Raw genomic sequence first — 25,101 nt, 5'->3', positions numbered from 1 at the left:
CCGCCATTCACAGCCCATAGACAGTCTACAGACGGAGGGCTGCAAAGCGCCTCAATCCGGTCGTCCATGACGCCGCTTTCACTTCCCGGAGCCAGCCATGGTAAACACTTGGCCTCCAATTGTTCACCTGTTGATCCTGACGTTTCAGCGGTACGTGCGGAGCGCGCAAGGGTCTATAATCGTTTCCGGTATGACCCTCAGAAGCGGAAGGCGCTCGATGCTTGGGCCGCGCATCTCCGCCAGTTGGTCGCGAGCACGAGCCTTGCCACCAATATCGCGCCCTTCGCGCGCTATGTCCATGGCTGACGGTTTTTGCTGGCGGCGAGGAGATTCACGCTGGAAGGGCGGAAAAGCGGTTAGTTCGAGTGGAAGCGAAAAGAGCGTCGCCCCTCAACCTCAGGCTCCCCAAGAATGTGTTTTGCGGTTAAGGCATGAAAAGTGATCTGGAGGGCGAAGGGTGTTCCGGATGGGTTTGAAAGGCATGGCTTGAGCGGGGTTCTTGCAACAGGTGGTGATGCGGTCCGAGACCGGCTGCTCGAAGAGCGCCGTAAAATCGGTGCGTTTTACACTCCGGAGCCATTAAGTCAGATACTCTCTGACTGGGCTATTCGTTCGTCTCTCGATTTTGTTCTTGAACCGAGTTTCGGCGGATGTGGCTTTTTACAATGCGCACAGGCTCGTCTTATTTCGCTTGGTTGCGGACAGCCGCGAAAGCAGATATATGGCTGCGACATCGATCCTATCGCCTTCGATTATCTCGCGGACGTCTTCCAGGCCCCGGTTGATCTGAGTCGCTTCTCGCAAACCGACTTTCTCGAAGTTTCTCCGGGTGGACAATGGCCGGAGTCGTTCTCAGTCGTCCTCGCGAATCCCCCCTACATCCCGTATCAGGAACTTGGAACCGAGCGGAGGCAGACCCTCAGTTCAACCAAATGGCCAATCGATGGCGTGGCCGGGCGCGCGAGCCTCTGGGCTTATTTCCTGACCCACTCCTTGTCCTTCCTTGAGAAGGATGGGCGTATGGCCTGGGTATTGCCGGGCGCATTTCTCCAAGCCGACTATGCAAAACCGATCCGCACATTCTTGGCCGGCGCCTTCAGCCGTGTGGCGGCGATCGTCATTCGCGAGCGCATTTTCCTCGATGTCGGCGCGGATGAGGAAACGGTCATCTTGCTCGCCGATGGCTATCAAGCTCCACCCTCAGGACATATCGAACTCGGTCAGGTTGAAACGCTGGATGCTCTACGGCAGCTCATGGCGGACTGGGACGATGGAAAATGGTCGGGGAAGAAATCCAACCTGCGCCCCGCCGCGCTGAATCTGTCGGAAGGCGAGAGCGATATTCTGGCTCGGATGGAGTGCCTGCCCGATTGTAAGTCGCTCGGCGATGTAGCCTCTGTTCAGATTGGGCTGGTCACAGGGGCCAATGAGTTTTTCGTTCTCGGTAACGAAGGGCTGGCGGAGGCCGGTCTTCTGGAAGAGGATTGTACGCCGATCCTCGCGAAATTCATTGCCGCGCCGGGTGTGTCATTTTCGCTGACCGACCATCTGTTGTTCCTTGCGGGCGGCGGCCGGGGCTATCTTGTCGATAGTGACGGGCAATGTGGTAATGCCCGCGTTCAGGCGTATCTTGAAACTTTCCCGCTCGAACGGCGCACGGAGACCAGCACCTTCAAAAAAAGAAAAATCTGGTCGAAGCCGGACGACGGACGGGTGCCAGATGCCTTTTTCCCTGTCATGCACCACTGGGGGCCGAGGCTTGTGCTGAACCCTTATGGGTTCACGAATACGAACACGATCCATCGGGTCTATTTCTCGGAGGCGTTGGACGACATTTCGCGCAAACTGATCGCCATTTCCCTGCTGACTAGCTTTTCGCAATTGTCCGCCGAACTGGTTGGGCGGCGATATGGCTCCGGGGTCCTCAAACATGAGCCACGCGAAGCCGAAAAAATCCGCATCCTGTTGCCAAAGATCGGCCCGGCGACGATCGAGAAGGCATTCAACGTCGTTGATCGAGACCTCAGAGCGGGCAGTCGAGAGAGCGCAATGAAGCGTGCTGACAAGCTGGTTTTTGCTGCGATCAAGCTTGATGATCGAGAGGCGGTTTCGATGGCATTGAGCGGGGCGCTCGAACATATTCGGCAGAACCGTCGCCCCCGGCGCGGTGCCTGAGCCTTGCGTCAGGCGAAGAGAATGACGGGCATATGAGCGGGGCGGGCGAGGCATTGGACCCAGAGCAGATCAAGACTGCGATCGAGGAGGAACTCAAGAAGGCCTCACCGGACTGGCATCGCATCGAACAATGGAGCCGGGCTCGCGTGGAGTCCGATCCGGACAATGTTCGCTTCACGGTCGATGCCGGCCATATTCAGCGCCTGGGTGCGGAGCTGGTGGGCAAGCAGGACACAGCGTTGTCCGAACTTATCAAAAATGCGTACGATGCCGACGCCACGAAAGTGACGCTGACCTTTACCGATTACCAGCAGCCAGGAGGCACATTGGTGATCGAGGACGATGGGTCGGGTATGCAGGATGACATCATTCGTTCGTCCTGGATGCGCATCTCAACGGCTTCAAAGGTCGATCAGCCTCTGTCCCCGATTTATCGCCGTGTCAGAGCCGGAAGGAAAGGCATCGGCCGCTTCTCGGTGCAGAGGCTGGGGAAATGGCTCTATCTCGAAACGCGCCCGAGGGGATCGACCACTGGTTTCCGCGTCAGATTTAGCTGGGACGAAGAATTTCGACCCGGCCGGGATCTCAATGAGGTCTTCAGCCAGATCGAGCGTTTCGGAAAACCGGCCGATGAATGCGGAACCACGCTCAGGATCGTCGATCTGAGAGATGGCTGGAGCGAAGCAGCTCTAGCCAAGGTCTGGCGATCGGTGCTCCTGCTTCAGCCGCCGTTCCCGGTGGCTCGTAGCGAGCCAGTTGAGCAGCACCCCTCGTCGGCGGACCCTGGCTTTGCAGTGAACATCAATGGGGTCAGCCGTGACGCCAAACGGTCAGAATATTCGATCGAGACCAGCTTCCTATCGCAGGCGTTCGCAACGATTTCGGCGTCGATTGATGAGGATGGTCGCGCCACGGTTCGCGTCGTTTCGCCAAAGAGCAATCTGGATGATAGTCAGGAATTCGACAAGAAATTCCTTGTCACCGGTCCGGTGTCGCTGAACGCTTCGTACTTCATTTATCATTCCTCGACACTGTCGGGAATGAATATGACCGCAGCAGCGGAACTGGGCCGCTTGTTCGGCGGCATACGGATTTATCGCAACGGCTTCCGGGTTCTGCCTTACGGCGAGGCAGCGGATGATTGGCTCGAACTCGACATCGACGTATCTCGCCGAGAAGTTATCGTCCCATTCAACAACCGAAATTTTTTCGGACATGTTGAACTCAACACTGACGCCAATCCGCTCTTCGAGGAAACCAGTAGTCGCGAGGGATTGCTGGAAAATGAGGCCTATGCCGAACTGAAGCAATTTGTTCGCGATGCTGTTGAATGGGCGGCTAAGCGGGTTGCCGCTGCGCGTAATCGCAAACAGGATGCTGGCCAGCGCGACTTCATACCTGAGCCCCGCCGCCCTTCTGAATATATTCGAACCGTTCGGGAGAATATGGGGATTTCTCCGTCTTCGAGCCCGGATGCTGTGCAAACCGATCGCGTCCTGGCAAAGGCTGAAGCCATTGCCACCGAGTTCGAGCAGCGGGTGGAGGAACAGCGGGCAGCTTCGCTGGAATATGAAGAGATGCTCCGACTGCTTGCGTCTTTGGGTTTGTCGATCAGCGTGTTCGGGCATGAAGTGAAGGGTGCCCGTGATGCCCTGCGGGCACGGCTCGATCTGCTGGAAGATGCGATCGAAGCCGTTCCCGATGCTCGGCAAAAGGCTGCTCTGGAGCGGCAATTCGCCGAATTGAAGCTTGGGTCAGACCGCATGTTCGATATCGGCGGATATATATCGGGCTTGATGTCAACGACAGAGAGCCGGCAACTTAGTCCCCTTTCGGTGGGCGGAGCGTTGCAGCGTTTTGCGACGCAGTTCACTGAATATATGAGCCGCCAGAATGTCGAGTTCGAGGTGAACGTCGATCCTCCCACGCTGCGAACCACGCCGATGCACCGCAGCGAACTGGATTCTGTTCTTCTCAATTTCCTGACCAACTCGATCAAGTCCATGCGCAATGCCCGTGTAAAGGACCGCAAAGTTCGCATGGACGCGAGACCGGACGGACGCTTTATTGTCATCGGTTTCGAGGACAGTGGTCCCGGTATAGCCGCAGCGGACCGAAACCGGGTGTTCGATGCGTTTTTCACCACTACCATGGCCGCAGACGACGATGGCGTTGCGGGACCAGGAACAGGCCTTGGTCTTAAAATCGTGAGCGACATAGCGGCAAGTTATGGCGGTGGCGCGTCGGTTGAAGAGGCGTCGCCTGGATATGGCTGCCGCTTCGAGTTTCGAGTGCTGGCCTTGGGGGAGGAAGCGTGACGTACAAAGGGATATTCGTGGACGATGCCGACCTCGTCTACGCTGAAACGCTGTCTTCGGCTGACAAACTTGTATTTCAGCCGGTGGGAGTTGGCGAAGTCGCCGTCCTGGCACGCAAGATTGTGAGCGAAGCGCCAATCATCGTCGCCATCGACTATCGTCTTGACGAACAGCCCGCCAGCTTGGCGGCGGATCAGACGTACAAAGGAAGTGCTCTTGCCCAGCATTTGCGCGATGCCTCCATCGAGCATCCGGATCAGGATTTTGCGCTGGTGCTGGTGTCCGCTGAGAGCAAGATCAAGACGCTCTATCGGCCGGATAAGACCGCGCATGACCTGTTTGACCGGGTTTACGTCAAGGAAGACATTAACAATCAGCGCGCGGCTATCCGTCAGGAACTCGTCAGCCTGTGTAACGGGTATGAGAAGCTCCGCGCCGTAGGTAACAAGTACGATATCATCGACCTGATGGCCGGAAATGATGATGATCGACCACATGTCGATGCCCAGGAAATTCGTACCAAATTGGCGGAGGCGGCTGCACCTCATGTCGCTGCCCGCATCCTCTTCAGCCTCATTGATCGTCCTGGTCCACTGCTCACCACGGAATATGCGTGTGCCTATCTGGGCATAGAGCCTGGTGACGGGCAGACCGTTACGGAGGTCATGCGCAATGCGGGGATCGCTTATGAGGGCGTTTTTGGTGATGCGTGGCCGCGCTGGTGGGCTCATCGCCTTGAGAGCTGGGCGCAGGGCATTTTCAAGCGCCGTGCCACTGGTCTCCCTGCGGTGGACCGCGCGCGTATATTGTCTGAAAGCACTGGCAAGAAATTTGAACCGGCGCGGTCGCCGTGGAATGATTCACCGAATGAGTTGATTTCCTTCGCTTGCGCTTCCTGTGGACGAGGTACGGAACTGCGGCATTCTGTGGCGGCTTTTGAGCCCAGTCAGCCCCGCTACATCGTCCGTCGCCGCATCTGTTGGGATTGCGTCCAGAAGGACCAATATGAGGCCGTGGAACCGCCACTCTCGATCGATGATGCTGACGAAGATCTGGCGGAGCAGGTCAAAGGCCGAGACAGGAATGAAGGTCATGCGGGCGGCGCTGAAGCATGATGATTTCGGCAGTGGAAGCGGGCGACGCGATGGGCGCCATCGCTGCGACATTGGAACGCCACGGCATCGTCGAGCCGGAGGGTTTCAGCGTTCTCTCGCGTTTGTCCCGCGAATTGAAACTGAAAAAGGATGCCTTGGCTTGGTCGGTGGAAGTCGACCGGGGTGCCCCGATCCTTTTCAAGCGGACTACCGATGAAAAGAGCCGAGGTGTAAAACCGCGCATTGTCGCGAAGGGTATCGAGATAGAGCAGGGCGATGGCACAGCATTGCCGTTTAGAGCTTTGGACATCGCGCTTGAGGTCGACGATGATGCCAGCGTGCCTTTGTCACGTTGGCATCTGGACTTGGCGAACAAGCCTGATGGCGTTCCGCAGTCCGGGCCTTTGACCCATCTCCAGTTTGGTGGCCATCACCATGATGACCGTGAAAAGGATCATCCGCTCAAGGTGCCGCGCTGGTGTCACCCGCCGATGGAAGTAGCATTACTTTGCGAGGTGGTCGCCGCCAACTTCTATGAGGAAGCATGGCTAGAGCTTCGCAACGAACCCAACTGGTGTCAGGCAATCTCGCTCTATCAGCGTCTCTGCTACAGGCATTATTTCGAAAGAATGACCAACAGCCTGTCGATCAGTTCGAGCACGGCACTCAGCGGCATGTGGGCTAGCACCTACGCCTAATATCATAGTGCTGCTAAATAGGCGGCGGATGCCTTGATACGCGAAGACCTGATTCCCCTACTGACCTCCAGTAGGGGCGCGCGGAGAAGTAGCCGTGACCGCTGTCTTGTTCCGTCCTTTCGCCGAGCCACTACATGGATGTCACGGGATCGGTCGACGTGGCAACGTCCAAACATGCAGAACTGGCCCGCATCACATCACGGGACGCCAAGCTTGCCTGATACCGCTTCAAGCTTTGATTTGTCCCACTCGCCTTTGAGGAGGGCTGCCATACGCTCCTCGAGCTGGTCAGCCAACATGGCGTGCGGCGCCGTCCCTGACTTGCCCGCGTTAGCGATGGCGTCGAGCAGGAGGTGCACCGCGCGATCCGCATCATGCGCGTCGCCATTCACCGAGTGGTCTGCAAACGGCGATATCTGGTCGCGAACTGCCTGAAAAGCGGAAGGTCTGCACTTGGGGAGCCGAAATCGAACTCTGAGCGTCTATAAAGGGTCGATGGTTGCCGGCAGCGTATGCCGCGTCGTGGGACGAAGCCGACGTTCCGAGCCCGTGCGCTTAACGGCGGATTCCGACAACAGCCGACGTTCGCATACCGGCCCATTGTAGATCCATCAGCCTATTTTTGCTGCCAACGAACTGACCCAATCCCAGCCATTGACACGCGCCGTTCGCTGCCCACAATCTGCCGCTTGGCGAGTCCGTTCGACCACCGAGTATGGTCATGCTTGGGGAAACACCGCATGACATTTACATTGCGCGCCGCCGAGTCAGCGAAGCGCCGCCAGCTCGCGGTGGGAGGGAAACTCTTCCAGTGCCTCGTCGATCAGGCTTTCGCGAGTAATATTGCGTCCGCCGCCGCCCTGCGACAGCAAGCGTAACGCCGAGAACCACTGCGACCGTCCGGTCCCGCCTAGCGTCAGGTTGGCTACGTCGCCGCCCGCACGGAGCCAGATCTGTTGGTCCGTCGGGCCTGCCGGGAACAGGTCCGACATGATCTGCTCGAGCGTGCGCTCCCGAACGGCGTAACGGGGCGCAAGGGACTTGGTCCCGCCGAGGTCAAGCGCAACGGCGAAGTTTTCCTCGAGTTCGGACGCCTTGAAGATCGGGTGCTGCTTGCCGGGAACGGCCTGCCTAACCGCCTCGGATACGTAGTTGAACAGGTCGAACACCCGGATTGTGCCGTCGCCCGCGGAGCCGGCGGCGCCCTTAAGGCCGGCAAGAATGGCAGTCGTGAAGACGCTGTTGCGCTCACCTCTTAGGACGCGCGACACTTCGGTCGCGCGCGACGAGGCGAAGATCACTCGGCCGGTCCCGCTCGCCAGCTGCTGCAGAGACTTTTCGTCGAAGCCCACGTCCAGCCCGTCGTCACCCACTTCGCCAAGGTCGGACTTGAGCGAGGCCGCGCCGGCCGCGTGGCACGCGTCGACAATGACGAGGACGCGCGATGCCTTGATCGCTGCGATCGCTGCAGAAAGTTCGGACTCGCTAAGCGTGGTGCCCGTGAGGTCACTCCGCCTGCAGTCGTAGGGGACGAGCGCGCTCGTCATCGCCCCGCCCGATCCGACGCGCGTGCCGTGACCGGAGAAGAATATCGCGACGGTGTTGTCGGTCGTCGATTTCGCGGCGAGCTCAGCGAGCGCCTTTCGAATGCCCGCGAGCGTCGCTTGACCATCAGTGAGGACCGTCACGTTTGCATCGGGGTAACCGCAGTACGACGGCGACTTCAGCGCATCGGCGGTGTCGCGCGCATCATTAAGGACCGCTTCGGGCAGGCGCCGGACCTCCTCATAATTAGCGACGCCGATCACGAGCGCCCGGCCTTGGTTAAACTGCATGCTCGTCTCCACAATCAGCGCGTTCCCGTTCAACCGCAGAACAGGGTGTCGTCGGCCAGCATGCTGAGGTTGGTGTTCTGGGGGTAGTCAATCCGCATCTCGCTAATCAGCTTCGAGATGCGCGGTGGCCGGCCGTTCTGGATATCGCGCAGTGCGCTGTGCCACCGCTCCTTACCCGTCCCATGGTGGCGCAGGTCTGAGTCCCGCCCGCCGGCGCGCGACCAGAGCGCCTCCTGGTCTGGCCCCTTCGGGTAGAGCTCGGCGGCAAGTTCCACAAGAGAGTCCCACTTTTCAGCGCTGCTGACCGACGAGAGGCCAAGGAACATCCTATCCCAGAAACCAATGAGGTCTATGCAGTGGCGCAGCGCCGGCGCGAGGTCTCCGCGGCCGCCGCGATAAAAGGCAACAAAATCGGAGACGATGTCGCGCCGCCGCCGCGTCGCGAGCGCGCGCCCGATGAGCTCGGCGTCGGCCGAGTTAAGCGGGCGCCTCGACCGAACGGCGGTCAGTATCCACGTGCGGAACCTACTGGCGTCAAGGCCGCCCAGCGCATCGACCACGCGTAGGCCCTCGGCGATCCCGCGCGCGGTTACCCGGTCGAGGAGCTGTCCGAGCCTCGCGTCGACCAGGATCCGGTCAGTAAGCGGGGCTTCGAGCGCAGCTTCCTTCGCGTCGGTGCCGAACCGGGCGAACCAAGCGTCGATGGTGGCAGCGAGCAGGCGGTCGCGGATAGTGGCGGGTAGCTTCGCCCATAGTTCGGTCCTGCGAGGAAACGAGGTGACGTCCGCGAGCGGTGTGGTCGATAGCCGGTCGAGGAGCTCGGTCGGCGGGTGGGCGCCGTCAATCTGCTCGGTGAGGAGCTGGTCAAACGCCATGCGCGGTTCGGCCGGCCCGTCCCAGGCGGCAGGGTTTTCCTTCAGCGACGCCGCCCAGACGCGGCGGTTGGCTACAGTAGACATGTCACGTCGCGCCAAAAGCTTCGGGTCCTCGGCCACAGCCTCGCCGGCGATTGTCAGCACCCGATCGTCGGGGACGTCGTCGAAGACGTCGAGAAGCTCGTCGCGCTTCACGCGGCGCAGAGCGAGCCGCATCGCTGTGGGGTCGGTGCTATTCTCGGCGGCGCTCTGGGCCCGCGCTGCGTCTGCCGGAGTCATACTGCCGCTGGCCGCGACCGCGTGCAGCCGGGGCAGCCCAAACCGGCCGGCAGCCTCGATGATTGGCTTCGCGGTAGCGGGATCCAGTTCGGTCGGTGCGGCGGCAACGACGGCGTCGAGTGCCTTACGGTCCGCGGCGACCAACGCGACGAGCGGCGACGACGTCCTGAAGGCGGCCTTGGCCCAACGCCAGAACGCGGCGGCGAACGCCCCACCGGGAGCTCTCGAAGAGCGTTCCAGTCCGCGTCGGGCAGCGGCGCGCCACGGCGCGACCGCGTCGGTGCCGACGAGCGCTTCGGTGACGATGGTCACCGCCTCGGTGTCGTGTGAGGCGGGATGGCCGTTATCGACCAACCATTCTTCTAGCGCCAGCCACAGGGTGCCGCTGGTCGCGAAGCCGGGGAGCGCAAGGTTGCGCAGCGTCAGGATCTCAGAAGGCGTCGCGCCGGGGAGCGCGCAAGAGAGGCGTCCGACGATGGCTTCCTTCTCGGCCGCGCCGCGCGCCGGATCCGGCGAGAGCCGCTCGATCAGCCTGGCGGCCGAGACGAGCCGAGCGACGGTGTCGGGGCTAGCCCTCGCCATTGCGTGCGCCTGCTCGAGGAGTTGCAGGTCTTGGAAGCCGTCGAGGTCGGCGCCGATACGATCCCCGAACGCATGGAGCTCATTGCCGTCGGGCGAGCCGTCGATCATGCTGGCGGCCTTGAGCCCGCCGGTGACGTTGCGGCCCATGACTCGCTGGTCCTGCCAGCGACCGATGAGCGAGGCCGGGGTGCAGACGATTGTCGGTCCGGGCTTCTCCACGACGTCCTTTGGGCTGAAGCTCAGCCGGAAGTAGAGCTTGCCGCGCAGCGCCGGCCAGAGCCGTCCCCACAGCGCGACGATGAGCTCTTCGAACCCGGCCGACCCGATCCGCACCACCGGGCCGTTCCCGCGGGCGACGAGCGCCTGCGCGGCGTCGGCCAGGTCGGGGGAGGCGGGCGGCATGTCCTGGCCGGGCGAAACGTCAAGCGGCTCGACAGCGTCGGGCGCGGCAGCGGCCGACGTGATAAGGTGCGTGAGGAGCGGGCGCAGGTCGTTCACGCCGACAATCTCGGCTAGGTCGCAGATGAGGGCGTGGGAGATCACCATGCCCGACCTGCCGACAGTGGGATCGCTGAACGTCCTCGCCAGGACATATTTGTCGCGCGAGGGGAACCCAGAGGTGACAGGCGACCAGTTAGCGCCCAGCGGCTCGGTGTCCGGTAGGTCGAGCCGCTGGGCCAAGTCGGCCGCGAGCCTCAGGTCACCGCTTGCGCATCTGAGCCCGTGCCCGTTCCGAATGGTACCGTATATCGCTTGGTCTACGCGCATTCGCGCTTCTCGCCCCTTCAGCTACCGGCGCTTAGCAGGTGATGGATGGGTAGCGTAAGGTCAGTATTCTTTTTGCCGTTCGGTTCAATGACGTATCCGAAGTGCTCGGGCCCTTTGCTGGCGTAGTCCATGTCGCGCGTCGTTGGACTGAGCGGACGCTCAAGGGCGGAGAGCCCCATGATTAGCGGCTGGCGCCAGTTTGATCGCACGAACGCCGAGACGAGGGGTAGCCTGGCGCCGAGCGCTTCGGCCGGCGTCTGCGCGGTCGCCGCTTCGTCCCAACAAGTGAGAAGCACACCGAGCCGTGGGATTCGCTGCGCCTTTGCGGCCGACCCGTAGGAAAAGAGCAGCATCTGCAGCAATTCCACCAACCGGGCTTGGTCAGACTGGTGCACCTCCCGGTTCTCGACCGAGGTGCCCTTTAAGTCAGCGAGCGGCTTTGAGAACATGTCGTCGCCGACGATAGCCTGCTGCAGCCGAACAAGAAGTAGCCAGGCGTCGGCCCCATCGACCCGCTTCTGCCATGCGTCAGGCAGACGCCGGTTTTCGATTACCGACTTTATCTGCTCGCCGCCGTACTCCGGCCAGATAAGGTCAGCCCGCCGCCCGCCGCTATCGACCACCGGCCAGACGCTGTCGACGTTTACCGTACGCGCCGTATGGCCGGCGGCCCGCCCTTCGTCGAGGCTCTCGAGCGCGGTCTCGAACGCCTCAAGATTAGTCGCTGCGCCGTTCATGCGTAACGCGCCCTTGACCCGCATCAGGCGCCTCAGCAGCTGCGCGCCGTAGTGCGTCTTCCCCACGCCGCTTTCGCCGACGAGGAGGATGGAATTAGAGGGGCCGCTCACAGCTTCCTGCTCCCGTAGATGAACAGTGGGTCTGCGGACGTGGACGCGGGCGGCGGCAGATTGACGCCCGGTCGTCGAACACCAATCGCCCATTGGAGGAGTTCGGTCAGCCCGACGCCCTTGTTGAGGAGCGGGTCCGTATCGGGGGCGCCGACCACGCTAACGGAGTGCTCGGTAGAATCCGGTATCGCGTCGTTGACGGCGCCGCGGACGGCCTCCTCAATTTCGGTCGCGATCTCAACGTCGGCCTTGGTCCAAACGAGGGCGACCGGACGGCGGCCGCGCTCCGCCCCTAACCGCTTGGCAATAAGTTGGAGCGAGCCACGGGCCGAACCCATAGCCTCACCGGCGAGCGCCTCGCGATCAGCGACGATCATGAACGCGTCGGCATGGTCGGAGACCCAGCGCGCGCCGGCGCCCTCCGTCGAGTCCGTGTTGATCGCCCAGCGCTGGAACCACTCACCCGGTGCGTCGGTAAAGAGGTAGTCCACTAGTGCCCCGCTCTCCTCGTCCCGGAAGGCTAGGTGAAGGAGCCCGGGCGCTCTGCCGCTGCGGCTAGAGGTGTGCGGCGGAAAGCGCGGTGGCTGGCCGGGTGTCCACCGCATAGCGCCCGCGGCTGCCTCCCACCCGGAGAGCGTGTAGGATCCGGCGAACAGGCATCTTTCCGGAGTGGCCAACCCTCGGCCAAGCAGGAGATACCATGCGGCGAGTAGTGTGGTCTTGCCTGCGTTCTGCGGCCCGACCACGCCGATAACGATCGGCTTGGCGCGCCCCGACACGAAGCCGAGGTCAGCTAGCCCGAAAGCGCTTCCGGACCAGGGCATCAGCATCTCGCCCGACAGGTCGTCGTCGGCAACATTGTCAGCGATGTTGCCGCCGCTCCAGATCGGGCATTTAGAGAGGTCGGTGTGGCCGAGGTCGCATCCGGTGTCAGGAACGAAGCACGTTGTCCGCGCACACTTCTCCATCGCTCAGCCCTTTCTAGCGGCGCCGCGTCTCGCAGGCGAGGCGTCGGTCGCGGCCTTGGAGGCCTGAAGCTCGCGGAATAGCCAGCCAGCCCAAGCGACCGTATCCAACTCGGAGTCGGCAGGAACACCAGTCAGCCGCTGGAAGCTTTCCACGTCCCTCGCGCCGGTGTGCGTAGGGTATCCGATCAAAGCGAGCAGCGGACCGCGTCCCGCCGGCTCCGCTGCCAGCTTCGCGGCGGCGGCACGCAGTGGAGCGAGCGTGGCCTCGTCCTGCGCTTCCTTGACAAGATCGCGCACAGTGCGCTTCCCGCCATCCGCAATTCCCTCTAGGCGCAGCACCGCCTCGCCCAGAAAAGCGGAGACGCTCGCGGGCGAGAAGAGCGGGACGGCGTCGAACAGATCGAGCGCCATCAGCGCGGCGGCGACGGAGGGCGGGAGTGTCCGGTAGCTCCTGCCGACCGATGGGGAGAATAGCGCCTCTCGCCACCAGAGCAGGTTCGTGCGCCGCTGGAGCCCAGCGGTCGCCGCGCTGACTGTTTTCAGCGTCTCGTCAACGTAGCCGGAGACTGCCTCGGCTAGCTTGGCAAACGGCTGGGTCAGGTCTGGCTGGCTGACCTTGATCTCGCCAATCGCGGTGTCGATGGCTTTCGCAATTGTGGTGCCAGCGCGCTGCCCAAATTCACTTACCCATTGGGTCGGGCTATTTTGCGGCCACTGCGGGTTCCCGTTAGTTGCGACATTCCCTTGCTGAGGATTATGGTATTGTGGACCGGCTGCTGCCATCATTCCAACCCGCAGGGCTGCCGCGGGGGCCTCGCCGATTTCAACCTCGGCCGCGTTCAGCTTTGGCGCGTCATATTTCAGCGGCTGGACCGACAAGTTCTCGGGCGTAGCCCACTCCGCCTCTGCGCGGAGGTCGACACGCCGCTCGACTTCCTCGACGATCCCAATCCAGATTTCGCGCTCGTTATCGACGGGCAAAAGCGGCAATGCGTTGCGGGCCGAGGCGACGAAGCAGACGCCGACGCGGTCGTCATCCGCCGAGGACGCGACGAGCGCATCGAGCAGCATGGCGCGGATCACTGCAATCGGCGTGGCCGAGAAAGTGTTGCGGTATGTCGTCCACCGCTTCTGGAGCGCGGCCAGCGCCTCCTGAACGATTGGATCAGCCTCAGGCGCGTCGGGGTCGAACGCGATCAGTGAGAAGCCAAGCGCCTTCGAGGGATTTTTCTTCAGCGCGGCGGCTAGATCACCTGCCGCTTGATTGAGTTTATCTAGCTTGGCGTCGTCGCCACCAACGTCGATCAACCCCCTGTTCAGGAAACCTTGTAGTATGCCGTCGCCCACGTTGCCCCCTTGCCTAATCCCGCTTTGTTCTAGCAACCAAAGCGGCGATGAAAAGCTCAAAAGCGTCCTCTGTCACGATCATTCGCAGTGCGCCGGTCAACTCCGGCTACCTGCTTTGTGGTTGGGCCGCACGATGTTGATGGCATTCATAAGCACACGCAATCACAGACAAACCCGGCTTGCGATCGCGATCATCCACTTGGCACACGATTGATCGGCCGCTTTGAGATCCCGCAGTCTCCAGCTGACAACTGGATTCAGAGGGATCAACTTCTATCTCGCGAAAAACAATGGAGTGGCCGACTGGCCAGACGGCAGGATGATTGTCACGGCGAATGAACGATAACTGTCACCCGTCGTGCTGCTCCTTCCCCGCATTGATTAGACGTCAACGAACGAACTCCCAGTGCTCCGCCGTGCCGCCAAGGGCCTTTCGCAGGCCGAACCTTTTATCCGGGGCGGTGTCACCTTGAATGAGGCGGTGTATGTCTGCAAGCACCGGGCGCATTTCGGCTGTGTAGCTATGGCCCAGCAATCCCAGATTGACGTGACTTGCGTCGATCGTGTCGACTCCGGGCACCACGGGGATGGGCGGAGCCAGCCCCGCGCGCGCAAAATGATGCAGGCGACGTGAGAGCCCGATCGCCTTGTCGTTATTCGTCACATAGAGCGTGGCCCGTGTGGACAGTCTGCCATACGCGGCAGCAAGGTTCCGAAAGAGCTGCGCATCGACGTCAGGCGCGGCAAGAAATACTTGGCCGAAACGCACTGGCGCTGCCGATGCGGCGGCATTGGCAATAGCATCCATCGCTCGCAGCAAGCCGCGGTTGCCCATTGAGTGGGCGATGATGTGCACTGCACTCGCGCCAGAGCGCTCGGCGAAATCGATTAGAAAGCTCCGGATCGCCAGCTCGCTTCCCTCTATCGCCGCTTCGTCGCCGGTATAGCCGGCGCCAAAGCCGAGCGACGGCCAGGAGAAGAACCCAGCCGGTCCCTTATGTGCCAGATCGACCTTAAGCTGGGCGGTCCGGCGCGCGGCATCCTCGAATTTGGTATTGTAACCGTGGAGAAAAACCAAGCCTTGTCGGTCACCAGCATCGAGTGCGGCGGTCTCACCAGCCAGTAGAGACCAAAATTGGCGTTCGCCGAGGATGTCCAATCCCTGCAATTTCACACGGTTATCGCCCCTAAGGATCCGACCAAATAGGCCGCGGCCTAACGAGCCGCTCGTCCGATCCTCAGGGACGAATACGCGGCATCGGCCGTGCGTCACGATCTCTGCCCGCTCACCTAGGAATCGACCGCGGGCGTTCCGTCGCCGGTTTGTACCGAACCAGACCATAACTTCCTGTCCGTCGGCTTGCTCGATGCCAATCCCTGCGCTCAGTGAACCCTTCGTGAAGTCTTGAGCGCGGCGCCGCGCGGCCCGCACTTCCTCGCGGCGCTGATCGATATGTCTGCGCACTCCATCAAGCGCTCGGGCCAACTGACCACCTGGAGAGAGCGATCGGAGTTGGGCAGCCATACGCTCCAGCGTGTTTTCGGCGCGCTGCACACGGTATGCCGCAGACGCGGCGGAATGGGGCTCCGCTCCTCCCAGACCGAGAAGTGGACCGGCTGTTTCGTCGCTGATCGTCGGACGGCCTCGGCGCAAACCGTTTTCGTCTGCCGCGCGATCGAGGTCGTCCGCGTCACTACCGCGCTCATTGGCGAGCATCTGGAATAGGGCAGCATTATCTGCGGTGTCTTCCATCGCGGCGTAACCGCGATAACGACCTGCCGCGAACTTTAGGCTGAAGCGAAGATCTGCCAGCGCATCCACGGTTCCTGCCACAACATCTCCCTCTCTCGCCCTGCAGACCCGAATAACCGCATTACGTTACTCAGGTGCACCTTACGTCTTAAGTGCAAGCTAAATTGTCAGTCACGTTTTTAATGGCGACATTTGATCGAAACGCCCAACGGCTGCTTCAGCCGACACGAGCAGCTATAGCTGCCCCGCGGTTTGAATGAGCGGACGTTTGCTATTCGCCTGTCCGGACCCGAAAACGGCCTGGCCGTTCTCCTCCAGAGTTCTGACGTGCCGGTCCGCGCCCTGAGGTTTGGTGTCCGCGCAGATGATCGCCCGCTCGGCTCGTTCCCATCTTCGGCCTTGATCAGATCGAGTGGCAGCTAATGGCGGGACCAGACATCCGCCCGAGCGAACGCGAATGGCTGACCCTGGTCGCGACCTGCCGGTTAGCGGACCGACCGGACCAAGGAACAAAAAATTGGCCGCGGAATGGCGACAGAGGGTTGAAACCAGAGATCGGCGGTGAACTCGACTGGTGTACGATTGGCTACCGAAAGGTCAGACAGGACTCGAATTCACGCCGGTTTCGCCGAAATTTTTTTGGGGGCTTATGCGGGGGCCTCTCGCATAAATCAGTAGAAATTAGCCTGTATAATCAAATTGGTAGTGAAATAACATGAGTCCCGTAAGCGCACCATTTTCCCGAAAAGCGCTGAACAATGTTTGTCGGACCCTTGTGTTCTGACCGCAGCAACGGGGGGCGGCACGAAATGCCTGCCAGGATGACTTAACGAACTGCAATAATGGAAACTCTTTGGTCTAAGTGCGACGCAGGCGTGTCGTACAGGCGGATAATCGGTCGGTGGCGGGGAAGCGCGCTCTACCAGCATCGCGTTCGCATCCCGCATGAATTGTCGGGGCACCGGGCAAGATGCATCTCAACCGCTCATCGGAATCACTGACGCGCAGTCAGGCTGGGGTGGAAGCCCTATATGATCGGAGCGCGTGAAAGCAGGAGGTGGCCGCGAACCAGCGCCTGCTGGCGGACCCAAGCCGTTTCACCTCATTGCGCAGGCAGGGTACCGGGCCGCAAATAGGGGAACATGTGCGCCACATAATCGACCTTGCCCAGATCCACGCCCTGCGCCCGCAGGATCGCGTAGGCGGTCATGATGTGGAAGTAGAATTGCGGCAGCGCCCAGTCGCGGACAAATTGCCCGGCGGTGAGGTCGAAGATCATGCCCTGCGGCAGCGCATGAGTGATCGGCGCCGCCGGATCGATGGACGGCGCATCCGCTGCAAGGCTTTCCACGATCGCGATGGTCTCGGCTATTCTCGCCTGCGCGTCGGCGATCGATCCGGGGCACTCGCCGGCATTGCGACCTTCGTCGAGCAATTGCCCGACCAGCGGCGGAAAGGCTTCGTCGCGCAGCCGGTACATGCCCTCCTGCGCCTGCACGCAGGCGAAGCGGATCTGGGTCGACAGCGGAAACATGTCCGGCGCCAGGCGCGCGCCTGGCAATGTATGCGCCGTGCCATCCTGTGTCCCGGCCTCGGCCTTGGCCAGCCAGGCCGACAAAGCGCCCAGCATCTGGACATAGGTGGGGGCAAGAATATCCGGCAGAATCATGATCTTCTCTCGTTCAGGCTGATGAGCGACCCTTAGCGCGGATCGGGCCGCCTTGCGATGCCCGGCTCAGCGATCCGGCACGACCTGCATGTCGTAGACCACGACCTTCTGCCACAGACGTTCGCAGGATTTGACGAAGGCCTGATGGATTTCGTGGTCCTGATAGACTTTCTGGTCGACCGCATTGTCGAAGACCATCAGTTCCGACACGTCGAAGGAGGAATCGACCACGTCGCGCTTTTCGGTGCTGGCGGGCACGCCGATTTGCAGGTCGCGGATCACGGGAATTGCGCGCAGCGTGCGCAGCCCGGCGATCAACTGGTCGCGATCGGCCTGATTGCCCGGCCGCTTCAGCCAGAAGAAGACATGATGGACCAGTTTCGCCTGAACTGGCGTTGCTGCCTGTGCCGAGGACTGTGCCGATGTCAGGGCCATGCCTGCGCCGCCCAATGCCATCATCGCCGCCAATTCCCTTCTGCTCGTTTCCATGATGCTCTGTCCCCTGTTGCTGAAAGGGCGGCGATCACCGCCACCCGGTGAAACCCTAAATACTGGCCGGCGCAATCGACGCGCGCTGCACCAGTTGATGGTCGAATATCTCGTCGCTGACGCGCATCCCGCCCTTGCCGAGCGCGCCGATCAGGCACTGGGTGGCGCGAAAGGCCATGTCCTCGACCGGCTGGCGGATCACGGTCAGCGGCGGCCAGACGCGCGAGGCGAGGATGGTGTCGTCGAACCCGGTGACGCTCAGATCATGGGGCAGGGTCAGCCCCATCTGTCCCGCCTGGGCGATGACGCCCGCCGCCAGATCGTCGCTGCTGCACAGGATCGCGGTCGGCCGGTCGGGCCGGGCGAGCAGGGTCTGCGCCGCCGCCATGCCGGACGCATGGTCGAACGCGCCATGCTCGACGATCAAACTGTCGTCCACGCGCAGGCCGGCATCCTGCAAGGCGGCGTAGAAGCCGTCGAGCCGGGCGGCGACCACGCTGTAATGATCGGGGCCGGCGACATAGGCGATGCGGCGATGGCCATCGGCAATGACGCGCCGGGTCAGCGCCTGCATCGCCGCCTGATTGTCGATCCGCACCGTCGATATGCCCGACAGCGGCGTGCCGGTGGCGATCGCGGCAAAGGGCACGCCGAGCGCCGGCAATATCGCCGATCCGCTCAACTGTTCGGCAAAGGGCGGGATCAGCAGCAGCGCGTCGGCGCCGCTGCGCACCAGTTCCTGGGCGATGCGTTCGGCTTCGTCCAGCGTCACGCCATCGCCGTCGCGCAGGATCAGTTGCAGTCCATTGGCATTGGTCGCGCGCAGCGATCCGACCAGCACCGCGTCGAGAAAGGGCGTGCGCCGGTTGCTGTAGATGAGGCCCACCGTCGTCGCCCGCGCCTTGGCCAGGCGGCGGGCAGCCAGATTGGGCACATAGCCCAGTTCCGCGATCGCCGCCTGCACCGTCGCGACGGTTGCTACGCTGGCCCGGCCGGCGCCGTTGATGACGTTGGATACCGTCATCGCCGACACGCCGGCCCGTTCCGCCACGGCGCGGATCGTCACGCCATTTTCCCGCCGCCTGGCCATCAGAAGATCATCCTCATGGCCCCTGATAGCCGGTTTTGCGGCGCAGCACAGCGTCGGGAGGGGGCCGGCCCTGTCAGACCCGGCCCGCCTTCATTTCCTTGACCGCATGGTCGACCGCGCGGGCGGTCAGCGCCATGAAGGTCAGCGACGGATTGACGCAGGAGATGGAGGCCATCTGCGCGCCGTCGGTGACGAACAAATTGCTGGCATCATGCGCCTGGCTCCACTGGTTGAGCACCGATGCGCGCGGATCGGCGCCCATGCGTGCGCCGCCCATTTCATGGATAGCGTCGCCCGGCACATGTTCGCGGACCGAACTGGTGACGTTGGTCAGGCCCGCGGCACGCAGCATCTTTTCGCCCTGTTCGCGGGCATCCGCCATCATCCGCATCTCATTGTCGCGGAAGGTGACGTTGAACTGCATCAGCGGCATGCCGAACCGGTCGGTCTTGTCGGGACTCAGCGCGACATAATTATCCTCATAGGGCAGGCATTCGCCAAAGGCGCCCATCTGGAATTTCCAGCCGCCATATTTGCGCATGCCCTGCTTCATCGACGCGCCGAAGCCGACCGGCTTGGACGGCTCGCGATAGGCGCCGCCCTGATAGCCATAGCCGCGCTTGAAGCCGACATCTTCGCTGTCGCCATTGTTGCGGAAGCGCGGGACATAGATGGCGCCGGGGCGGCGGCCATATTCGATGAACTCCTCCATGCCGGGAATGTCGCCCTTCACCCCGACGCGGAAGATATGGTCCATGATATAGCGGCCCAGCGTCCCGCTGCTGTCGAAATGGCTCTTGCCGCTGCCCGCCGGGCGCGAGTTCATCAGGATCTGGGTCGAGGCGAGCGTGGACGCGCACAGGAAGACCAGCCGCGCGGTCACGGTTTCGGCCTGTCCGGTCTTGGCATCGACGAAGCGCACGCCGCTGACCTTCTTGGTTGCCGGATCATAATCGAGGTTGGTGACGACCGCGTCGGACCGCAAGGTCAGCCGCCCGGTCGCGCGCGCGGCCGGCAGGGTGACCGCCTGGGTCGAGAAATAGGCGCCGAAGGAACAGCCATTGCCGCACTGGTTGCGCAGCTGGCATTTCGTGCGGTTCTGTTCGGGCTTGTCCTCGGTCATGTTGGACAGGCGCGCATTGATCATCTTGCGGCCGGGGAATTGCGTTTCCAGCCGCTGCTTCATCCATTTTTCAGCGATGTTCATCGGCATCGGCGGCTGGAACTCGCTGTCGGGCAGATAAGGCAGCTTCTCGCGCGATCCCGATACGCCGATATATTTTTCGACATAACTGTACCAGGGGACCAGATCCTCATAGCGGATCGGCCAGTCGCCGCCGATGCCCTCGCGCTTGTTCGCCTCGAAATCGGCCGGGCTCCAGCGGAAGCTCCAGCGGCCCCAGATCAGCGACTTGCCGCCGACCGCGCCAGGGCGGATCCAGTAGAATTTACTGCCGGCGCCATAATCATAGGGGTTCAGGCGGTCATTATTGTAGAAGGCCTGGTTGCTGGGCGCGACATAGCCATGCTGGGCGATGAAATAATCGCTCTGCTTGATTGGGTCGGGCATGATGTTGCGGGCGGGCACCTCATAAGCGGGCTTGCCGTCATAGGTATAATCCTCGCCATGCTCGACCATGTGGCCACGGTCGAGCATCAGCACCCGCAGCCCCTTTTCCGTCAATTCCTTGGCGGCCCAGCCGCCGCTGATGCCCGAACCGATGACGATCGCATCGTACCTGTCTGTCGAAGCCATGATGTCCTCTCCTGGATCTTTCTGTCTTGAGGCAGGTGGGGGTCAGAAGCGCAGCGCGCGCAGCGTTTGGAAGCTCTTGGTGATGTCGGGAATATAGGGCGCGGGCGCCTGGTCATTCTCGACATAGAAATGCTGGACGCCGGCGATGGCGTTCAGCTTGAAGATGGCGGCGAAATCGACCGTGCCGCTGCCGACCGAGGTCATGCTGCGGTCCGCGCGCATATCCTTCACATGATAGGAATAGATGCGGCCGGCCAGGCTGCGGATCAACGCCTGCGGATCCTGCCCGGCATAGATCGCCCAGTAGAGATCCAGTTCGATCTTCACCAGTTCGGGGTCGCACGCCTTGACCAACTGGTCGAACAGGCTGACGCCGTCCGGCTTGGTGGTGAATTCGAAATCATGATTATGATAGGCAAAGCCCAGGCCCGCGGCCTTGAGCTGCGCACCGAAGCGGTTGATGTTGACCAGCGCGGCCTTCCACGCCTCCGCATTGCGATATTTGTCGACCATATAGGGCAGGACGACGGTGCCCGCGCCCAGCGTTTTTGCCATGGCCACGCTGGCGTCGAACTTGTCGAGCAGCGCGTCATAGCCGATGTGCAGCGACGGGCAGGTGAGGCCCAGCCGGTCCATCGTGCTGCGGAGCAGCTTGTGGTCCATGGCGTCATAGCCGCCACCGCCAAATTCGACCTCGCGATAGCCGACCTTGGCGACCTTCTCCAAGGTGGCGACCGGATCGGCGGCGAACAGTTCGCGCACGGTGTAGAGTTGCAGGCCGACGCTGGCGATCTTGCCGGAGGCCCTGGCGGCCTGCGCGGCGAAGGGGGAGGCAGCGAGGGCGGCCAGGCCGCCGGCGCCCAGCATCATGGAACGACGGTTGAGGTTCATGCGGAATAGACCTTGTTGACCTGGGAATAGGGGAAGGCGCCGTTATATTCGCCCGGCACCGGCAGATATTCGCGTTCCTGGGTGATCCCGATCTCGGACGTGTAATAGCCCACGATCACCATCTGCCGGAACGCTTCGAAAAACTCCTCGCCCTTGGGAATCTGGTCGTTCATCGCCAGGGTCAGCAGTGCATCATGCTGCGCCGCCGATGCCTTGGTCGCGGGAATCTTGTAATCCTGCCAGCTGCGCGCATCGATTTCGGCAAGGCCGGCGATGATCGGATCGCGATCCTCCGCCACCGACCAGTCGGCCAGCAATTTCTCGATATAGGCGGGGACGCCGGCCTCGATCGCGCCGGGCGTGTCGGTCGCCGGCAGGATGCGTTCGCACAGTGCGGTCATCAGCGCGCGCTGATCGGGCGTGAACAGTTGCAGGCTGGGCGCGCCCTGGTCGATCACGCCAGCGGCCGGTATCACTCCGGCGGCGCGTGCCAGCGGCGCGAACAGCCCGGCGCCGAACATGGCGACCATGCCCGCCAGCGCATGTCTGCGGTCCATCATTGTCCTGCTCCCTTCAGATCTTGTGCGATGGCTTCGTCCGGCAGCGGCCGAACCCAGATGTTGCGGAACGACACGGGGCTGTCATGATCCTGCAGCTGGATCGGCGCCTTGTCCCCATGGGCCTGATATTGGGCGAGCGAACGCCATTTGGTGGTGCCCAGCATCGCCTGATGATTTTGCACCAGCACGCCGTTCAGCAGCGCGGTGACATAGGCGGGCCGGACCAGGCTGCCGTCGGCGGCGAAACGCGGCCGTTCGAAGATGATGTCATAGCTCTGCCATTCGCCCGGCTGGCGCGACGGGTTCACCAGTGGCGGCTTCCAGGCATAGACCGCGCCGACCGTGCCGTCGGCGTAGGTGGCGTTGTTGTAGCCATCCAGGATCTGCACTTCGTAGCGCTGCATGAACCAGATGCCGCTATTGCCGCGATCCTGCGAGCTTTTGGTCGGCGGATTGGGCGAACGAAATTCCAGATGGAGCTGGACGTCGCCAAATTCCTGCTTGGAGATCAGGCTGTTCTCGCCGCCGCTCTGGCTGCGGGGCGGGATGGTCATGATCCCCTTTTCCACGGTCCAGGGACCGCGCTCGCCGCGCCATGCGTCGAGCGACTTGCCGTCGAACAGGATGGTCGCGTCGGACGGTGCGCCGCCCGGCTGTGCCGCCGGGGTGACGACGGTGGGGGCGGGGCGATCGGGATCATGGACGTGCCAGTTGCCGCCGGGCAGGATCGGCGTGTCCTTGAAGCCCAGCTTGCCAGGCTTGTCTTGCGCCTGCGCCGCTGTGCCCACCAGCAGAGCCGTGGCCAGCGCGATACCCGTCCCTGCAAAGCCTGTCGGGATGATTTTCATCCTCGTCCTCCTCTCATCCTATATTTGGTCGATGGCGCGATAGGCGGCCACCAGCCGATCCTCGCCCTCGCGTCCGGCCAGCGAATTGCCATGTTCCATGCCGATCACGCCGCCATAATTGCGTGCCCTTAGCCAGCGCACGATATTGGCATAGTTGATCTCGCCAGTGCCCGGTTCCTTGCGGCCGGGATTGTCGCCGAACTGGATATAGCCGATCTCCGCCCAGCAGGCCTCCATCGTCGGGATCAGGTTCCCGGACTGGATCTGCTCATGATAGAGGTCCGCCAATATCTTGACGCCCGGACTGTTGGCGCCGCGCGCCACCGCATAGCCCTGGGCGATCGACTGCATATAGACGCCGGGATGGTTGGTGCGGGTGTTGAGCGGCTCCATCACCAGCGTCAGGCCGTGCGGCGCGACGATGTCGCCGGCGCGGCGCATGCAATCGATGATCCGGCCGGTCTGGATATCCTGCGGCACCTTGCGGTCCATGAAGCCGGTGACGACGGTCGCATGTTTCGCGTTCAGCCGCTTGGCGACCTCCACCGATGTGCGGATGTCGGCCAGGAAGGCTTCGCGCTCGGCATCGTCATTGCTGCCCAGCAGCGGGCGGAACTCCGCCCATTTGGGCATGCTGGCGACGAACACGCCCATGGTCATGCCGCGCTGCGCCAGCGCCTTGGCCATGGCCTCCTGTTGCTCAACCGGCCGCTTGCGCGCCTCATTATCCTCCCAGGCGCGAAAGCCCTGGTCGGCGGCATAGGCGATCTGCTCCAGCAATCCGCCCCGGCTGGCAAAGCTGCCTTCATGCGGGGCGTAGCCGAGCGAGAAGCGGGCGGCATTGGATGATCCCTTGCCGGCCGCAGCGGCGATGGCGGGGCTGGCGGCTGCGGCGACTCCGGCGGCGATCAGGTTTCTGCGCGACAGCTTCATGCCACCACCTCCGCCCGGCGACCAGCGCGTCGATCGGACAGCCAGATCAGTCCGAACACGACCAGCAGGATCAGCGGCACGAAGGCGAGGCGGGCGAAGGATTGCGACGCCGCCGCATCCTCCACCGCGCGCAGCGCTGGGCCGGTCAGGCGGGTGAAGGCCTCGGGACCGCCGGCCAGTTCCACCTTGGCCTGGTCGAACATCTCACCCAGCCGCGGCAGCACGAAGAAGCTGGCGAGCGCGCCGGCCGAACCGACCAGCCCCAGCGCCCAGGCATCACCGCGCGGATAGCGTTCGGCCACCGACGCCAGCATCGTCGGCCACATCGCGCATACGCCCAGGCCCCAGACGGTGGAGGCGAGGATGGCGGAGGCGGGCGACTGCGCCTGCGACAGCATGAACAGGCCGATCGCGGCGAGCAGGCTCGATACCCAGAGCAGGCCGGGATTGGACAGGCGGCCGGCGATCCGCCCGGCAAAATGGCGGAACACGAACATCAGCGCGCTGACATAGACCAAAAGCAGGATGCCGCGCATGCCGACCCGGTTGCTGAGCGCGACGTCGAGCCACTGGCCCGGTGCCAGTTCGGACGAGGCGGTCAGGAACATCGCGCCGAACCAGATGAAGAAGCTGGGGCGGCGGACCACTTCCAGCATCATGTCCTTCATCGCCTGGCTGCCTGCGGTCACAGGCGGCGCGGGGAAGCGGGTGGTGGCAGCGATCAGGACGACGCCGATGGCCGGGATATAGGCCAGCGCCATGATCGCCTGCCAGGGAAGCGCCGAGGCGAGGAACACGCCCGCAAGTCCGCCGACGATCAGCCCGCCGGGATACCAGGCGTGCAGCACGTTGAGGCGATGGGTCGTATCCTCGGGATAGAGACGGGCGGTGAGCGGATTGATCGACGCTTCGGCAAAGCCCCAGCCGATGCCCGACAGCAGCATGCCCAGCCATACGAGGTGATAGATGGTCATGCCGGTCGCCATGCTGCCCGCACCCACGATCAGCGTCGTGCCGATCAGGAAGGCGATGCCGCAGCCGATCAGCACGCGGCGGATGCCGATCGTGTCGAGAAAGGCGCTGACGACGAAGACGGTGATGGAAAAGCCCAGGAAGGCCGATCCCAGCGCCGCGCCAATCATCTCGCCGGCCGCGATCGGGGCGACAGGGTCGATCCATTCCGCCTTCAGGCTGCTCGCCACCGCCGCGCGGAGCGATGCGCTCATCGAGGCGGTGAACAGCGCCAGAACGCTCAGCCAGAAAAGTCTCTGCCGGTTAATCGCCGTCATATCGGCTCCTCTCCCTTTGGTCCCGCCGGCTTTCCG

The 25,101-nt window shown here is 62.5% G+C and carries 20 protein-coding genes; 4 read left to right on the top strand and 16 right to left on the bottom strand.

The features are described 5' to 3' along the window. The first annotated feature begins 486 nt into the window (after window positions 1–486). From GGQ90_RS00695 to GGQ90_RS00680, 4 genes are read left to right on the top strand one after another with little or no spacing between them, the layout of a single operon-like run. Window positions 487–2,175: an N-6 DNA methylase gene (locus GGQ90_RS00695; protein ID WP_188080349.1), complete on the top strand. Its 1,689-nt coding sequence runs from the start codon at window positions 487–489 to the stop codon at window positions 2,173–2,175. A 32-nt stretch (window positions 2,176–2,207) separates the two neighbouring features. After that, the gene (locus GGQ90_RS29625; RefSeq protein WP_188080348.1) at window positions 2,208–4,493 is read left to right on the top strand and encodes a sensor histidine kinase; all 2,286 of its coding nucleotides are present in this window, start codon (window positions 2,208–2,210) and stop codon (window positions 4,491–4,493) included. Further along, window positions 4,490–5,608: a hypothetical protein gene (locus GGQ90_RS00685; RefSeq protein WP_188080347.1), complete on the top strand. Its 1,119-nt coding sequence runs from the start codon at window positions 4,490–4,492 to the stop codon at window positions 5,606–5,608. The genes GGQ90_RS29625 and GGQ90_RS00685 overlap by 4 nt, the downstream gene beginning before the upstream one ends. After that, window positions 5,605–6,285, top strand: coding sequence for a hypothetical protein (locus GGQ90_RS00680; protein WP_188080346.1), 681 nt, complete (start codon window positions 5,605–5,607; stop codon window positions 6,283–6,285). Before GGQ90_RS00685 ends, GGQ90_RS00680 begins: the two co-directional genes overlap by 4 nt. Window positions 6,286–6,482: 197 nt before the next feature. On the opposite strand, the gene GGQ90_RS00675 is transcribed toward GGQ90_RS00680, so the two are convergent. The 16 genes from GGQ90_RS00675 to GGQ90_RS00600 all read right to left on the bottom strand — a co-directional run bounded on the left by GGQ90_RS00675 (window position 6,483) and on the right by GGQ90_RS00600 (window position 25,065). Continuing rightward, window positions 6,483–6,677: a hypothetical protein gene (locus GGQ90_RS00675; protein ID WP_188080345.1), complete on the bottom strand. Its 195-nt coding sequence runs from the start codon at window positions 6,675–6,677 to the stop codon at window positions 6,483–6,485. Between the two features lie 375 nt (window positions 6,678–7,052). Beyond that, the gene (locus GGQ90_RS00670; RefSeq protein ID WP_188080344.1) at window positions 7,053–8,120 is read right to left on the bottom strand and encodes a caspase family protein; all 1,068 of its coding nucleotides are present in this window, start codon (window positions 8,118–8,120) and stop codon (window positions 7,053–7,055) included. A 29-nt stretch (window positions 8,121–8,149) separates the two neighbouring features. Beyond that, window positions 8,150–10,624, bottom strand: coding sequence for a GAP1-N1 domain-containing protein (locus GGQ90_RS00665; protein ID WP_188080343.1), 2,475 nt, complete (start codon window positions 10,622–10,624; stop codon window positions 8,150–8,152). Window positions 10,625–10,641: 17 nt separating this feature from the next. Beyond that, window positions 10,642–11,472 (bottom strand): TRAFAC clade GTPase domain-containing protein, encoded by an 831-nt coding sequence (locus GGQ90_RS00660; RefSeq protein ID WP_188080342.1) that lies wholly within the window; start codon window positions 11,470–11,472, stop codon window positions 10,642–10,644. Next, window positions 11,469–12,440 carry a TRAFAC clade GTPase domain-containing protein gene (locus GGQ90_RS00655; RefSeq protein WP_188080341.1) on the bottom strand — a complete coding sequence of 324 codons (972 nt, stop codon included), beginning with the start codon at window positions 12,438–12,440 and terminating at the stop codon, window positions 11,469–11,471. Before GGQ90_RS00655 ends, GGQ90_RS00660 begins: the two co-directional genes overlap by 4 nt. A 3-nt stretch (window positions 12,441–12,443) precedes the next feature. Next, a complete protein-coding gene (locus GGQ90_RS00650) occupies window positions 12,444–13,787 on the bottom strand; it encodes a GTPase-associated system all-helical protein GASH (protein WP_188080340.1) in 1,344 nt (447 codons plus the stop codon). Window positions 13,788–14,175: 388 nt separating this feature from the next. Then, on the bottom strand, window positions 14,176–15,621 hold the full coding sequence (locus GGQ90_RS00645) for an alpha/beta hydrolase (protein WP_188080339.1): 1,446 nt from the start codon (window positions 15,619–15,621) through the stop codon (window positions 14,176–14,178). A 1,021-nt stretch (window positions 15,622–16,642) separates the two neighbouring features. Beyond that, window positions 16,643–17,209, bottom strand: coding sequence for a DUF1993 domain-containing protein (locus tag GGQ90_RS00640; RefSeq protein WP_188080338.1), 567 nt, complete (start codon window positions 17,207–17,209; stop codon window positions 16,643–16,645). Between the two features lie 66 nt (window positions 17,210–17,275). Beyond that, window positions 17,276–17,698, bottom strand: coding sequence for a Dabb family protein (locus tag GGQ90_RS00635; RefSeq protein ID WP_246428075.1), 423 nt, complete (start codon window positions 17,696–17,698; stop codon window positions 17,276–17,278). Between the two features lie 55 nt (window positions 17,699–17,753). Beyond that, window positions 17,754–18,788: a LacI family DNA-binding transcriptional regulator gene (locus GGQ90_RS00630; RefSeq protein ID WP_188080337.1), complete on the bottom strand. Its 1,035-nt coding sequence runs from the start codon at window positions 18,786–18,788 to the stop codon at window positions 17,754–17,756. Window positions 18,789–18,861: 73 nt separating this feature from the next. After that, a complete protein-coding gene (locus GGQ90_RS00625) occupies window positions 18,862–20,544 on the bottom strand; it encodes a GMC oxidoreductase (protein ID WP_188080336.1) in 1,683 nt (560 codons plus the stop codon). 42 nt (window positions 20,545–20,586) lie between these two features. Further along, the gene (locus tag GGQ90_RS00620; RefSeq protein ID WP_188080335.1) at window positions 20,587–21,435 is read right to left on the bottom strand and encodes a sugar phosphate isomerase/epimerase family protein; all 849 of its coding nucleotides are present in this window, start codon (window positions 21,433–21,435) and stop codon (window positions 20,587–20,589) included. Further along, complete coding sequence (locus tag GGQ90_RS00615; protein ID WP_188080334.1) at window positions 21,432–21,995, bottom strand: gluconate 2-dehydrogenase subunit 3 family protein; 564 nt, start codon at window positions 21,993–21,995, stop codon at window positions 21,432–21,434. Before GGQ90_RS00615 ends, GGQ90_RS00620 begins: the two co-directional genes overlap by 4 nt. Next, window positions 21,992–22,843 carry a 3-keto-disaccharide hydrolase gene (locus tag GGQ90_RS00610; RefSeq protein ID WP_188080333.1) on the bottom strand — a complete coding sequence of 284 codons (852 nt, stop codon included), beginning with the start codon at window positions 22,841–22,843 and terminating at the stop codon, window positions 21,992–21,994. The genes GGQ90_RS00615 and GGQ90_RS00610 overlap by 4 nt, the downstream gene beginning before the upstream one ends. A gap of 18 nt (window positions 22,844–22,861) precedes the next feature. Beyond that, window positions 22,862–23,776, bottom strand: coding sequence for a hydroxypyruvate isomerase family protein (locus GGQ90_RS00605; protein WP_188080332.1), 915 nt, complete (start codon window positions 23,774–23,776; stop codon window positions 22,862–22,864). After that, complete coding sequence (locus tag GGQ90_RS00600; RefSeq protein WP_188080331.1) at window positions 23,773–25,065, bottom strand: MFS transporter; 1,293 nt, start codon at window positions 25,063–25,065, stop codon at window positions 23,773–23,775. Before GGQ90_RS00600 ends, GGQ90_RS00605 begins: the two co-directional genes overlap by 4 nt. Window positions 25,066–25,101: the final 36 nt, after the last annotated feature.

The sequence above is a fragment of the Sphingobium scionense genome (assembly GCF_014197035.1).
GTDB lineage: Bacteria > Pseudomonadota > Alphaproteobacteria > Sphingomonadales > Sphingomonadaceae > Sphingobium > Sphingobium scionense.
The sequence above is the reverse complement of the archived record's forward strand: the minus strand, read 5'-3'. Positions and strand labels throughout refer to the sequence as shown.